We start from the raw sequence: 13,571 nt of genomic DNA on the forward strand, positions 1-13,571 counted from the left end.
TGGCTCGGCAACGGCAGCGACAACCATTCGCACAATCTGCACAGCCCGAATTACGACTTTAATGATGAGGTACTACCTATCGGTGCCAACTTCTGGGTTAAACTGGTTCAACATTTGTTAGCCGATTAATCGTACTCAGCGAAGGAACGTATGGACGAAAGAGCACTGAAATATTTTGAAGTGGTCGCAAAAACGAAAAGTATTCGTGCAGCCTCAGAAGTGCTGCACGTTTCACCTTCTGCAATCAGTCGAAAAGTGTCGCAACTTGAAGCTCAGCTTAACGTCCGTCTGATGGATCGGATTGGCCGTGGCGTCAATCTCACTCAGTCCGGCCTTCGCTTAGCCGAGTACATTCAGGACATCAACCAACGGAAAAATGATCTGGTGTCCGACCTGTCTGAAATCGAGCATCTGCAAACCGGAACGCTGCGCCTTTCTGTGGGAGGCGGTTTTATTCCGGACCTCATCAATCATGCCATCGCACAATTTTCTCACCGCCATCCGGGCGTCAAACTGATCCTACAGGTCGGTGGTGGAGATGACGTCATTGAAGGTATTAAGAGTGAGGAAGCCGATATCGGCATTCTGCTGAACGCGCCTCAGGATACCAAGGTGGATGTCCTGTTCTCCTGTCCGTTTCAGGAGCTGAGCCTGCTTGTACCGCCGCAGAGTCCATGGGCAAACATTCAGCTCTGCTCGCCTACACAACTCGCGGAGATCCCGCTCGCGCTGCTCAATGAAAGTTTCAGCATAAGACGTGCCATCAATCTTTATGAGGCGCGGCAGGAAATTCGCCTCAAAGAGATTCTGCTGTGTAACTCGTTTGAAGCGCTCAAGAGCTTACGTGCGAAGCCGGGCTTGGCGGAACGTTACTGCCGAAAGTCTGCGTGACGAAAGAGCTGAAAAAATCAGTCCTTTGTGGCTATCGATATTGAAGGTATGCACACCCTGGACACCTCCGTTGATCTGGTGATTCGAAAAGGCAGGCCGCTCAGTGCCTCCATTCGAGAGATGAGAGATTGTATCGTCACCAGCATGAGTGCGTTTAATGCCGGCCTATGAGCCTGCGTTAAACGCAAACTCACGCCAGTTCCGGCTCTGATTCCTGCTGCTTGCTGACCTGAACATACAGCCCGATACCGGACAACGCGCCGAGCACGGCGAAGGTCAGCCCACAACCAACCGGATGGAAACTGCGGTAAATCCAGCAACCAACCCGCTCCCCAGTTTTCCCGCAAATGCAAAAAGCCGCCGATACAAGAATAGAGGCCGTAATAACTGGCCAATTTGGACGGCGTGGCGAAGCGTGGCACGTAGGCACCAATCAGCGGATAAACCATCATTGAACCGGAGCTGAGCAGTATCGCGCACAGCACAAACGGCAATGGTGGCCACGGCGTAAAGTGCAGATTCAGCGCCAGAAATGCACTGCCCATCAACGCCATGCCAATCCCCATCCCTTTGGCGATACCAAGCTGTTTGTCCACCCAGTGACTGACTGGCAGTTGTAACAACACGCCCATCAATGACGACACCATAAATACCCAAGTGATCACCGACGGATCGCCAGTCTGAACCCGAGCCTGATGCGGAATAGACAGGTACAACTGATGAAACAGGATTTGATAGACGCACGCAGCGAATACAAAACGCATGAAGGGTTTGTTTTTCAGCATCGCCCACCAATCTAGCAGGAACAGTTGTTTTTCTGTCGCCGCCGGGGCGTGAACGTCTTTCGGCAGGTAATACCATTGCAGCAGAAGCAGAATGAAGAACACGCCTGCCGCCGAGAGTCCGACCCACATAAAGCTGACCGAGAACAACGTCAGACCAATCAGTGGGCCCAGCAACATCCCCGCTTCACTGGCCAGATTCTGCAAAGCAAACACTCGGTTACGCTCGCGAGCGTTCGGGTATTCCGAGGACAAATACGCCTGACTGCTGGGCGTAAACAGCGCGCCAGCAAAGCCGGTGCAAAACGCACCAACAAGAATCGCCGCAAAGCTGTCGCTGATCCCAAGCAAAAAGAAACCCACAATGCGGACGGCGCAACCGCACAGGATCATCGGTTTATAGCCGAACTTGTCACCCAGCGTGCCGCCAATCAGAAACAGCCCCTGCTGACTAAGCACACGCAGGCCGATGATGAAACCGATATACCAACCGCTGAAACCGAGATTTTGCAAATGCTCCGCCAGATAAGGCAGCAGCATGTAAAACCCGAGGTTGAAACTGAAACTGTTAAACACCAGCACCCGGCCAGCGGCAGAGAGCAATCGCCAGTCCTTGACGAAATGATGCAGCTTCATTTACGCGACCTTTTTCGAACGCAGCGTACGCACAAAAGGCACACCGTGTTCATCGGTGATGACTTGCGCCTCGACGTTATAAATATCTTGCACCAGCTCAGAGGTGAGTACCTGCTTGGGATGCCCGCAGGCCACCAGTTCACCCTGTTTCAGCACCAGCAGATTATCAGCATACTGCGCCGCCAGGTTGAGATCGTGCAGCACCATCAGTGTGATGTATTGCTGCTCGCGGGTTTGCGTCACCAGATGATCCAGCAGCACGTGCTGGTGATGAAGATCCAGCGCGCTGACCGGTTCGTCGAGCATCAGAATTTGTGGGTCACGCATCAGCGCCTGCGCAAACAGAATCATCTGACACTGACCACCACTGAGCGTGCGCACATCGCGGTTCGCCAGATGAGACAAGCCCATGCTTTCCAGAATTTCCAGCGCGCCGCGCAGCATGGTGTCGTCCACTCGCAGGCTCAGGGCATCCAACTTGCCCAGCAGCACCACTTCAATCACGGTGAGGTTGATGTCGAGGTGAATATCCTGCGGCATGTAGCCAAAACGCGAGCGCCAGTGCGGCAGTGATTTGATGCTCAGTTGATCGTGTTGATGCGAAATCGTGCCACTGTTGAGTTTGATATCGCCAAACAGCGTTTTCAGCAGCGTACTTTTACCCGTGCCATTCGGACCAAGGATCGCCGTCACCTGCCCAGGTTGCAACGTAAAGCTCATGTCACGCGCCAGCGTCAGCGAGCCAATCTGAATATTGAGTGTGTCAGCCTTCAGCATGATTAACCTCGCTTCGCCACGATCAGCCAAAAGAAGAATGGCACGCCGATAATTGCCGTCACAATCCCGATCGGAAACAGCGCGCCCGGCACAATCACTTTTGACAACACAGAAGCCGTTGAAAGCAAAAATGCGCCGATTAGGAATGAAAGTGGCAGGAAGAAGCGTTGATCTTCGCCCACCAGAATTTTAGCGATGTTGGGTGCCACAATGCCGATAAAGCCAATAATGCCGACAAAACTGGTTACGGTTGCCGTCATTACCGCCACGATAAACAGAATTTTAAGGCGCAGGCGCTGCACGTTCACACCGACGCTTTTTGCGCGCTCTTCGCCCAAACGCAGCGCTGTCAGTTTCCACGAATCCCGCATCAGCAGAGCAAAACCGCCCATCACCACCACGGCGGTGATGGTTAAGTTGCTCCACGTCGCTTTCGACAGACTGCCAAACAGCCAGAACAGAATTTGTTGGCTCAGCTCCGGTGAGGCGATGAACTGCACCAGCGACAACAGCGACTGAAACAGAAACAGCAACGCAATCCCCGCCAGAATCAACTGGCCTGACGTAATGTGACGCATGGAGGCCAAAGCAAACAGAAAACAGGCCGACAACATACAACACAAGAATGCGCCCAGCGGCACCGCGTAATAGCTGTCCATGCCCAGCGAACCGATGTAGAGCATCAGCGCCGCACCAAAGCCTGCCGCCGCAGCCATGCCCAGTGTGTACGGACTGGCCATCGGGTTATTGAGCAGCGTCTGCATTTCTGCGCCACCAACCCCAAGCGAGCCACCGACAATGATCGCCATCAGCGCAATTGGCAAACGCAGGTTGGTGACAATCACGCGGGTTGAACCATCAACCTGAAATGGCAGGCCGATAAATTCCAGCAGCGCATTCAGCACGCGCGATGCATCCAGCATCGACGGGCCAGTCATGATATCGAGCACAAAGGAAGCCAATAAAATGGTGCCAAATGCACAAAGCACCACCCAGCGGCGGCGCTCACTCTTTCGTTGTTGTTCAATCGCTTGTAAAAGTATCGCGGATTGCATGTCACATTACCTGATTACACAAAGAGCAAGCGGCACATGAAAGTGCCGCTAAGAATTATTCAGAAAGAGAAACCGCAAAGGTGCCGGTTGGTGTCACCGGTAGGTACTCTTTATAGAAGTTGATGTATTCCGCTTCCGGGTCGAGATCATTGAACAGATCCGGGTAGAGCGCTTTGGCGATGAACTGAATCATCGGGCCATCGAGAATACTGCGGCACGCACCGTGGTAGATACTGATCATGCGGTTGTTTTTCACCGCAGGCAGGCTATCCCATCCCAGGCGCTGTTTGTAACCTTTCAGGCGAGCCAGCGCGGTCGCGCGGTCAACGTCCTGACCAATCACCATCGCATCATCAGCACCGCCAAATTCATAGCCGGTGATCAGCAGTACATCCGGCTGAGCAGCCAGAACCTGCTCTGGGTTGAGGTGACCCCACCACTCGACAAACGGTTTAGAGATGTTTTCACCGCCTGCCATTTCCGACATCGCACCCCACATGTTTTTTACCGAAGGTGTAGCCGTACTCTTTGGTGCCAGGAAAACCAAATTCCGCGTAAATGGTGGGTTTAGGCAGGTTCGCTTTGGCCAGACGATCCGCCACCAGCTGAACCATGTCCTGATATTGTTTCGCGATTTTCTCCGCGCGCGCTTCCTGACCGGTGATCTGGCCGATGATCAGGGTGCTTTGTACGTGACGTTCAACGGTTTGTGCGTTGTAATCCACCACAATCACCGGAATGCCAGCGTCTTCAATGCGATTGACATCGTTGCCAAGGCCTTTGAACTGCCAGTCAGCCAGGACCAGCAAGTCGGGATTGAGACTAATCACCTTCTCTACCGAGAACGTTTGTGTGTCCACTTTGCCAACGTCTGGCAGCGTTTCCAATGACGGACGGTGCGCAACATACATCGCCCAGTTAGCAGGACGCCACTTCTCCCAAATCCCTTTCGACATACCCACCACGTTATCAAACGATTTTTCGGTACCGATCGCCATGTAGTCTTCCCCGTAGAAGCCCAGCACAACGCGTTTTGCCGGAAGATCCAGCGTCACTTGACGATCAAGGACGTCAGTCACCGTCGTCACTTGAGCAAATACCTGCGGTGCAAACGAAATCAGCAACAGGGTCAGCAGCCGTTTTATCATTGTTATTTCCTTATCAACGAAGAGGGTCAGAAAGTAGTCTGGAAGCTATCTTATTTATATTTCCAACAATATCAATAAAAATGAATTCAACAATCATTCTCATTTAACTAATTGTACAAATAACTAGCAATCTGAATCCTCTAGCCCAAATTCCACTGCCCTTTTTCACCTATATGGATGACCAAATTAAGGGCGAATGCAGAATTCTCGGCACTCCTGAATGTAACTTAATTACAATAAAACAGCTATTCACAGTGTTTCACTTCTGTTTTGATGGAAAATTACGCAAATTTGTTGATCCACGTCATAAACAGGAGTAAAGTGTGACCAAAATCTCATTTAGTTATGTCGATTAAGGTGACGTTATGTACGATAAAAAACAATCTTGGTCTATCAACCTTCGCGAGTTATTCGGCATGCTGGCAATGTTTTCAGCCACTTCATTGGTGGTTCTGATGCTGAGCCTGACCTGGGTTAATTTCTAAACCCGGGTGTAACGCGCAAAGAAAAGGCACTGCTCAGCAGTGCCTTTTTCGTTTCGGGTTTATGCCACTGTTTAGTGGATAGACTGAATCTGATCCAGTAGCGGAACCAAATCCGGGTTGTCCGTTTTGAACTTGTCGTACACAGGTTGCACAGCCGCCTGGAACTTAGCGATATCGCTTTCCACAAACGTGACGTTGTGCTGCTTCAGATCCTGCGTTGCTTTCTCAACGTATTTCGCCCAATTGTCTTCCTGCACTTTCACCGTTTCTTTCGCGGCTTTACGCACGCCTTCACGCTGCTCGTCCGTCAGTGAGTCCCATACGCTGGTTGAAATTACCAGTACGTCCGGCACCATAGTATGGTTGTCGCGCGAGAACACATTCTTCACTTCATAGTGGCGTGATGAATAATATGACGGCACGTTGTTCTCTGCCCCATCCACCACGCCTTGTTGCATCGCAGAATATAGTTCGCCGTATGGCAGTGGCACCGGCGTACCACCGAGCGCTTTGATGGTATCGATGGACAGTGCCGAGTTCTGCACGCGAATCTTCAAGCCTTTCAAATCGTCCGGCGTTTTGATGGGTTTGCTGGTGTAGAAGCTGCGTGAACCTGCATCCAGGAACGCAAGGCCGATAAAGCCCGCATCACGTGATGAGGCCAGAATCTCTTCGCCAATCGGGCCATTGAGCACCGCGTCATATTGCGCGCGGTCTTTATACAGGTATGGCAGCGACAATAGTTTGTAGTCAGGCGCAAAGGTGTTCAGCGTCGCCGCACTGGCTTTCGTGAACGCGACTGTACCGTTTTGCACCATCTGCAAGCCTTCAGACTCATCGCCCAACGTACCGTTCGGGTACACTTTCACGCGCAGATTGGCCTCTTTTTTCACCTGATCCGCAAAGTACTCCAGCGATTGGTGAACCGGGTGTTCGGTTGGCAGCGCATGTGACAATTTCAGGGTGGCAGCATACACGTTGCTGCCCAGCAGGGTTGATACCGTGCACGCCAAAAGTAGTTTGTTCATCGTTTTCATTTCACAGTCCTATATTGGTTTTAATAGTTATATCCAGCCAGATGCGGCAACCACAAAGATAGAGAAGGGATCAACGTAACAATCGCTAACGTAATGATCATAATGAAGAACAGTGGAATCAGTTTCGGTACCACTTGTCCTAATTTCGTGTCATACACACTACAGCCGACGAACAGCGCCGTGCCGACCGGAGGCGTACAGATACCGATACACAGGTTGAACACCATGATGATGCCAAAGTGAATCGGGTCGATGCCCATCTGCGTTGCGATAGGCAGGAAGATCGGCGTAAAAATCAGCACCGCCGGTGTCATGTCCATAAAGGTGCCGATGATGAGCAGAATGACGTTCATCAGCAGAATGATCATGATTGGGTTATTCGACGCTTCCAGAATGAAATCGGAAATGAACGTCGGGATATCCGCATTCGCCATTGACCACGACATCGCCGATGACGTCGCCACCATCAGCAGTACGATGGAAGTCGTCACCACGCTGTCGACCAGAATCGGGAAGATGTCGCCAGTTTTCAGCTCTTTATACGCAAAACCAAGTAGCAAGCTGTACACCACCGCAATCGCCGAGGCTTCCGTCGCGGTAAAAATACCCGCCAGAATACCGCCCATGATGATCACCACCAGACCAAGGCTTGGCAGCGCATCCAAAATGACTTTGCTGGCTTTTTCGTTGAACTCGTATTTTTCGCGCGGAATGTTGTACTTCGACCCGAGCAGGAAAATGCCCACCATGATGCCGAGCCCCATCAAAATGCCCGGCAGATAACCCGCAATAAACAGGTACTGCACCGAGGTCGAGCTGACCAAGGCGTACAGAATAAGAATGTTGGATGGCGGAATCAGCAAACCCGCCGGGCACGACGATACGTTAATCGCGGTCGAGAAGTCTGCCGGGTATTTGTGCTTATCCTGCAGCGGACGCATGATGCCACCGACGGCCGCAGCAGAAGCGGTAGCCGAGCCTGAAAGCGCACCAAACATCATGTTGGCAATCACGTTCACGTGCGACAGTGCGCCCGGAAGGCGGCCACCAAATAACATCGCAAAGTTGATCAGGCGGCTGGCCAGCCCTCCCCGGTTCATCAGGTTGCCGGCGACAATAAAGAACGGCAGCGCTAACAAACCAAAGTTGTTGAGGCCATTGGCCAGCTTTTGCGAAATCAGGATGGAGGTTTTGTCGATCGGGAAATCAACAAACACGGTCAGAAACGCTGCCAGGCCGATTGAGAAAGCAATCGGCACGCCAAGCACCAGCAATACCGCCAACGTTCCGAACAGAACGATCACCGGGAAAATATCGTAAAACATATCCGGCGCGTTCATCAGGAATTCTTGTGAAAATAACAAATCCGTTAATGTCATGATGTCTGTTCCTAACGCGAGACTTTATACGCGGTGATGACTGCGATTTTGGGTCAGAAAATAAATCGCTCTGAAAATATCCAGAACACCAAAATAGGTGATCAGCGCCCCGGAAATAGGCACGACCAAATACACATAGCCAATTAATAAATGTTTTCCGCCAATCACAATGCCCGGAGATATTTGTCCGTTTGCAATCGTTGAGCTCACCAACAAATAACCGCCGTAGATAAAGGCTATCGTTGATAACATCACCACAATCAGGTTGGTCAGAATGGATAGAACGTTTCTTCCTTTTTCACCGTATCTTGAGGAAAGAAGCTCCAGCGCCAGATGGCGTCGGATTGAGAAGGTATACGCCCCCCCCAGTACCCCAATCCAAATAAGCAGATAACGTGACAGTTCATCGGTGAAATTGGCCGGGTCATTTAACACAAAACGGGTAAAGACTTGCCAAACCACAGCGATGATCATCACAGCCATAAATAGAGTCAGCAGCAGGCGAAGCCCTCTGTTTATATACTCATTGATTAACTCAATTATCATTGCGTTTCTCTTCTGGTAACGGCCACACACTATTTATTACTCAAACCAGGGTCTTATCTTTTTTCATTTGTGGGGCCATCATTCTCGTCCTGAAATGCCCTTAATTGGTCTGACTAATTGCAAAACATATATTACATGTCGAAAATAGAAAAAACCAAAACGAGATCAAAAAACACTACTTTTTGTATAACAACTTTCAAAAATCAGATCCCACCGACAAAAACACAATAAGCAACGCCAATAACGTGACTCAAGACACACAATATAGCTCTATAGCCTCGTTAGACTCTTGAACAAGCCGACATCTGATGTATCTTTAAAATCAAATTGGTATAACAACTGAGATTAAGGACATGACCACTTTCCTCTCTGAGAATTTTCTGCTGCATAACGAGTTTGCGCGTCGCCTGTATCACGACGTCGCCGCGGACATGCCTATCATTGATTACCACTGTCACCTACCACCACAACAAGTGGCCGACGACTATCGTTTTCAGAACCTGACCGATATCTGGCTACGTGGCGACCATTACAAATGGCGCGCGATGCGCAGTAACGGTGTGGACGAACGTCTGTGTACTGGTGACGCATCAGACAAAGACAAATTCATGGCCTTTGCCCGCACGGTGCCGTTTACCATCGGTAACCCGATTTACCACTGGACGCACCTCGAATTGCGTCGTCCGTTTGGTATAACAGGCATGGTATTGAATGAAGAGAGCGCCCCGCGCGTTTGGGATCAGTGCAATGAAATGCTGGCCAGCCCAGAGTTCAGTGCGCGCGCGATCATGCAGAAGATGAACGTGGAAATGGTCGGTACCACCGACGATCCGATTGACGATTTGAGCGCGCACAAACGTGTCGCTGAAGATAAAGACTTCCCGGTACAAATGCTGCCAAGCTGGCGTCCGGACAAAGCGTTTAACATCCACCTCGACACCTTCGCCGATTACATGGCAGCGCTGGCCGAAGTGGCAGACGTTGAGATTCATCGCTTTGCCGATTTGTGCCAGGCGCTGGACAAACGCCTGCAACATTTCGCCGATCATGGCTGCTGCGTGACCGACCATGCGCTCGATACGGTGAGCTACGAAGACGCGACAGAGCAAGAGCTCGATGCCATCTTAACCAAACGCCTTGCAGGCGGCGCAGTGACGCCCTTTGAAACCGCGCAATTTAAAACCGCTGTGCTGGTTTATCTGGGGAAAGAGTACGCCAAACGCGGCTGGGTGCAGCAGTATCACATCGGTGCACTGCGCAACAACAACCAACGCATGTTCAATCTGCTTGGCCCGGACACGGGTTTCGATTCCATCAATGACGGCGAAGTGGCCCTGCCGCTGGCGCGACTGCTGAACGCGCTGGACCGTGACGACGCGCTGCCTAAAACCATTCTTTATTGCTTGAACCCACGCGATAACGAAGTCATTGCGACAATGTGTGGCAACTTCCAGGGCGGCGGCGTGGAAGGCAAGATCCAGTTCGGCTCGGGTTGGTGGTTCAACGATCAGAAAGATGGCATGGAACGTCAGATGACGCAGCTCGCGCAACTGGGCTTGCTGAGCCGTTTTGTCGGCATGCTGACCGACAGCCGCAGCTTCCTTTCTTATACCCGCCACGAATATTTCCGCCGCATTCTGTGCCAGATGATTGGCCAATGGGTGGAAAACGGCGAAGCGCCAGCTGACTTTGATCTGCTGAGCCGCATGGTGTCGGACATCTGCTACCACAACGCAAAAAACTATTTTGGCATCACGCACAAGTGATCCACTTTTGCCACGTTTAAACGCCCGAGATTCGCTGCCCGCCACAAGGTTGGGCAGCCCCCAACAGGTACTTATGATGAAACAACTTAATCGCGATACTTTTCCCGGCCCGTCTTATCCGACCAAAATCATTCAGTTTGGTGAGGGCAACTTTCTGCGCGCATTCTTGGACTGGCAAATTGACCAGTTGAACCAACACACCGACTTCAACGCTGGCGTCAGTGTCATTCGCCCAATTGGCGGCGAGTTTCCACCCAGTCTCAATACGCAACATGGCTTGTACACCACGCTGATTCGTGGTCTGGATGAGTCCGGCGAAGCGGTGTCTCAGTCTCGCATCATCTATTCAGTCAACGAAGAGCTGTCGGCGTACCGCGAATTCGAAGCGATTCTGGAGCGCGCGAAAAACCCGGACATTGAGTTTGTCTTCTCCAATACCACCGAAGCGGGCATTGCGTTTGTCGACAGCGATCAACTGGGCGATTTGCCGCCAAGCAGCTACCCCGCCAAACTGACCCGCATGTTGTGGGAGCGCTTCAATCACTTCGACGGCGCCCAAGACAAAGGTTGGACCCTCATTCCTTGTGAGCTGATTGACTACAACGGCGAAGCACTTAAAGCCATCGTATTGCGTTACATCGACCTTTGGGAACTACCTGCGGCGTTTCGTAACTGGGTGGAAAGTGCTAATACGTTCTGCTCCACCTTGGTGGATCGCATTGTCACTGGCTATCCAAAAGATGAAGTGGCCGCTTTGGAAGCCGAACTCAACTACCGCGACACCTTTATGGTCAGCGCAGAGAACTTCTACCTGTTCGTGATTCAAGGCCCGCAATGGCTGAACCAAGCCCTGTGTCTTGATCAACTGAGCGACGAACAGGCACTGAACATCAAAATCGTCGATGACATCAAGCCATACAAAGAGCGTAAAGTCGCCATTTTGAATGGTGCTCACACCGCGTTAGTGCCGGTGGCGTTTCAGGCCGGCATCGATACGGTGGGCGACAGCATGCAAGACGAGCAGATCGCCGCGTACCTCAAAGCGGTGATGTTTGACGAAATCATTCCGACCTTGTCGTTGCCAAAAGATGAACTGCACGCCTTTGCGCACGATGTCGAATATCGCTTCAAAAACCCGTACATCAAGCATTTGTTATTGTCGATTGCGCTCAACAGCATGACCAAGTTCAAAACGCGTATTCTGCCGCAGTTGCTCACCTACCAGCAGACACAAGGTCAACTGCCGCGTTACCTGAGCTTTGCGCTGGCAGCTCTCATCACCTTCTATCGCGGGCAACGCGCTGAGGGTGAGTATGTCCTCGCCGATGACCAGCCTTGGCTCGATTTCTTTGCCAGCGAATGGCCAAAAGTCGACCGTGGCGAAAGCAGCCACCGCGAACTGGTTCACGGCGTATTGAGCAATGCCGCGCACTGGGAAACAGACCTCGCCCGCGTTCCTGGGCTGGCAGAACGCGTGACGGCGCACGTTGAACGCATTTGCGCGCAAGGTATGCGAGACGCGCTCAGCCGTTGTTAAGGGGAAGCTTGTGAATCCATTACTCAAAATTCATCCGAGCGATAACGTCGCCGTGGCGCTGCGCGATTTAGACGCAGGGTTGACCGTGGAACTCGATGGTCAAACCCTGACGTTGCTGGAAGCCATTCCACAAGCGCACAAAGTAGCACTGAAGGATTTCGCGCCAAACGATCGGGTGATCAAGTACGGCGCGCCAATTGGCCATGCTTTGGCGCCGATTGCCATCGGGCAGCGAGTGTATCAAGACAACATTCGCACCAACCTCAGCGACCTGAATGACTACGACTACCAGCCCGATTTTCAGTCGGTCAGTAGCTCACTGGCCAATACGCCGGTGTCGCTCTATCGCCGCGCCAATGGAAGCGTCGGCATTCGCAACGAACTGTGGATCATTCCGACTGTGGGCTGCGTCAATGCCATGGCCAAGATGATGAAAAAGCAGGTCGAAGCGGACATGGATCTGTCCCACATCGACGGCATTCAGGTCTTCACCCATCAATATGGCTGCTCGCAACTGGGCGATGACCACAACAACACCAAGTTGCTGTTGCAGAATCTGGTCAAACATCCCAACGCGGGCGGGGTTCTGGTGGTTGGCCTTGGCTGTGAAAACAACCAAGTGAATGCGTTTCGTGACTCGCTCGGCGATTTCGACCCGGAGCGGGTGGAATTCATGATCTGCCAAAAACACGATGATGAAGTAGAAACCGGCGTCGAACTGATGAAGAAACTGCTCGACAAAATGGCAAGCGATCAACGTGAGCCGGGCTATCTGAGCGAAGTGCGCTTTGGCTTGGAATGTGGCGGGTCGGATGGATTTTCAGGCATCACCGCCAACCCATTGCTGGGGCGTTTCTCCGATTACTTGGTGACGCATGGCGGCACCACGGTACTGACCGAAGTGCCGGAGATGTTTGGCGCCGAACACATTCTCATGAGCCGCTGCGCCGACAAAACCACCTTCGAGCAGACAGTGAAGATGATCAACGATTTCAAACAGTATTTCATCGACCACAAACAACCGATTTACGAGAACCCGTCACCGGGCAACAAAGCGGGCGGCATTTCCACGCTGGAAGAGAAATCACTCGGCTGCACGCAAAAAGCCGGCCGCAGCCAAGTGATGGATGTACTGCGCTATGGCGAGCGGTTGTCGAAACCTGGGCTCAACTTACTCAGCGCGCCCGGCAACGATGCGATTGCCACCTCCGCCTTAGCAATGGCCGGTTGTCACATGGTGCTGTTCAGTACCGGACGCGGCACCCCGTACGGAGGCCCGGTGCCGACCTTGAAACTCGCGACCAACAGCGATTTGGCAAGACGCAAACCACACTGGATTGATTTCAACGCTGGTGCATTGGTTGAAGGCACGTCGATGGATTTACTGCTGGAACAATTTGTCGTCAAAGTCGCCGATTTCGTCAATGGCGAGCCGACCCGTAATGAGCTGAATGATTTTCGTGAAATCGCGGTGTTCAAGAGCGGGGTGACGTTGTAACTCAAGCAATATAATTAAACCAACAGCAAGACAC

General features: G+C 51.9%; 12 protein-coding genes. 4 read left to right on the top strand and 8 right to left on the bottom strand.

Annotated features, from left to right (window positions below; translation table 11 throughout):
• The first annotated feature begins 150 nt into the window (after positions 1–150).
• A complete protein-coding gene (locus DYA43_RS15005) occupies positions 151–891 on the top strand; it encodes a LysR family transcriptional regulator (RefSeq protein WP_256593276.1) in 741 nt (246 codons plus the stop codon).
• Positions 892–908: 17 nt separating this feature from the next.
• On the opposite strand, the gene DYA43_RS15010 is transcribed toward DYA43_RS15005, so the two are convergent.
• The 8 genes from DYA43_RS15010 to DYA43_RS15040 all read right to left on the bottom strand — a co-directional run bounded on the left by DYA43_RS15010 (position 909) and on the right by DYA43_RS15040 (position 8,736).
• Positions 909–2,309, bottom strand: a complete 1,401-nt coding sequence (locus DYA43_RS15010) for an MDR family MFS transporter (RefSeq protein WP_256593277.1) — start codon at positions 2,307–2,309, stop codon at positions 909–911.
• A complete protein-coding gene (locus DYA43_RS15015) occupies positions 2,310–3,086 on the bottom strand; it encodes an ABC transporter ATP-binding protein (RefSeq protein ID WP_020328297.1) in 777 nt (258 codons plus the stop codon).
• A gap of 2 nt (positions 3,087–3,088) precedes the next feature.
• Complete coding sequence (locus DYA43_RS15020; RefSeq protein WP_061055783.1) at positions 3,089–4,141, bottom strand: FecCD family ABC transporter permease; 1,053 nt, start codon at positions 4,139–4,141, stop codon at positions 3,089–3,091.
• A gap of 55 nt (positions 4,142–4,196) precedes the next feature.
• Positions 4,197–4,628, bottom strand: a complete 432-nt coding sequence (locus tag DYA43_RS23125; protein ID WP_256593279.1) for a TroA family protein — start codon at positions 4,626–4,628, stop codon at positions 4,197–4,199.
• Complete coding sequence (locus DYA43_RS23130; protein ID WP_256593280.1) at positions 4,606–5,289, bottom strand: ABC transporter substrate-binding protein; 684 nt, start codon at positions 5,287–5,289, stop codon at positions 4,606–4,608. Before DYA43_RS23130 ends, DYA43_RS23125 begins: the two co-directional genes overlap by 23 nt.
• 556 nt (positions 5,290–5,845) lie before the next feature.
• A complete protein-coding gene (locus DYA43_RS15030; RefSeq protein WP_230857687.1) occupies positions 5,846–6,802 on the bottom strand; it encodes a TRAP transporter substrate-binding protein in 957 nt (318 codons plus the stop codon).
• 29 nt (positions 6,803–6,831) lie between these two features.
• Entirely contained in the window at positions 6,832–8,136 is a 1,305-nt protein-coding gene (locus DYA43_RS15035; RefSeq protein WP_032082101.1) for a TRAP transporter large permease, read from the bottom strand.
• 78 nt (positions 8,137–8,214) lie between these two features.
• Positions 8,215–8,736 carry a TRAP transporter small permease gene (locus DYA43_RS15040; RefSeq protein WP_020328290.1) on the bottom strand — a complete coding sequence of 174 codons (522 nt, stop codon included), beginning with the start codon at positions 8,734–8,736 and terminating at the stop codon, positions 8,215–8,217.
• A gap of 353 nt (positions 8,737–9,089) precedes the next feature.
• Here DYA43_RS15040 and uxaC point away from each other — a divergent pair, with 353 nt between their 5' ends.
• The 3 genes from uxaC (at position 9,090) to DYA43_RS15055 (ending at position 13,537) form a co-directional block, all read left to right on the top strand.
• Complete coding sequence (gene uxaC, locus DYA43_RS15045; protein ID WP_061055785.1) at positions 9,090–10,502, top strand: glucuronate isomerase; 1,413 nt, start codon at positions 9,090–9,092, stop codon at positions 10,500–10,502.
• 73 nt (positions 10,503–10,575) lie between these two features.
• Positions 10,576–12,039: a tagaturonate reductase gene (locus DYA43_RS15050; protein WP_081094708.1), complete on the top strand. Its 1,464-nt coding sequence runs from the start codon at positions 10,576–10,578 to the stop codon at positions 12,037–12,039.
• Positions 12,040–12,049: 10 nt separating this feature from the next.
• Positions 12,050–13,537 carry a UxaA family hydrolase gene (locus DYA43_RS15055; RefSeq protein ID WP_061055787.1) on the top strand — a complete coding sequence of 496 codons (1,488 nt, stop codon included), beginning with the start codon at positions 12,050–12,052 and terminating at the stop codon, positions 13,535–13,537.
• Positions 13,538–13,571: the final 34 nt, after the last annotated feature.

The organism is Vibrio fluvialis, from assembly GCF_900460245.1.
In the GTDB taxonomy this organism is placed as follows: domain Bacteria; phylum Pseudomonadota; class Gammaproteobacteria; order Enterobacterales; family Vibrionaceae; genus Vibrio; species Vibrio fluvialis.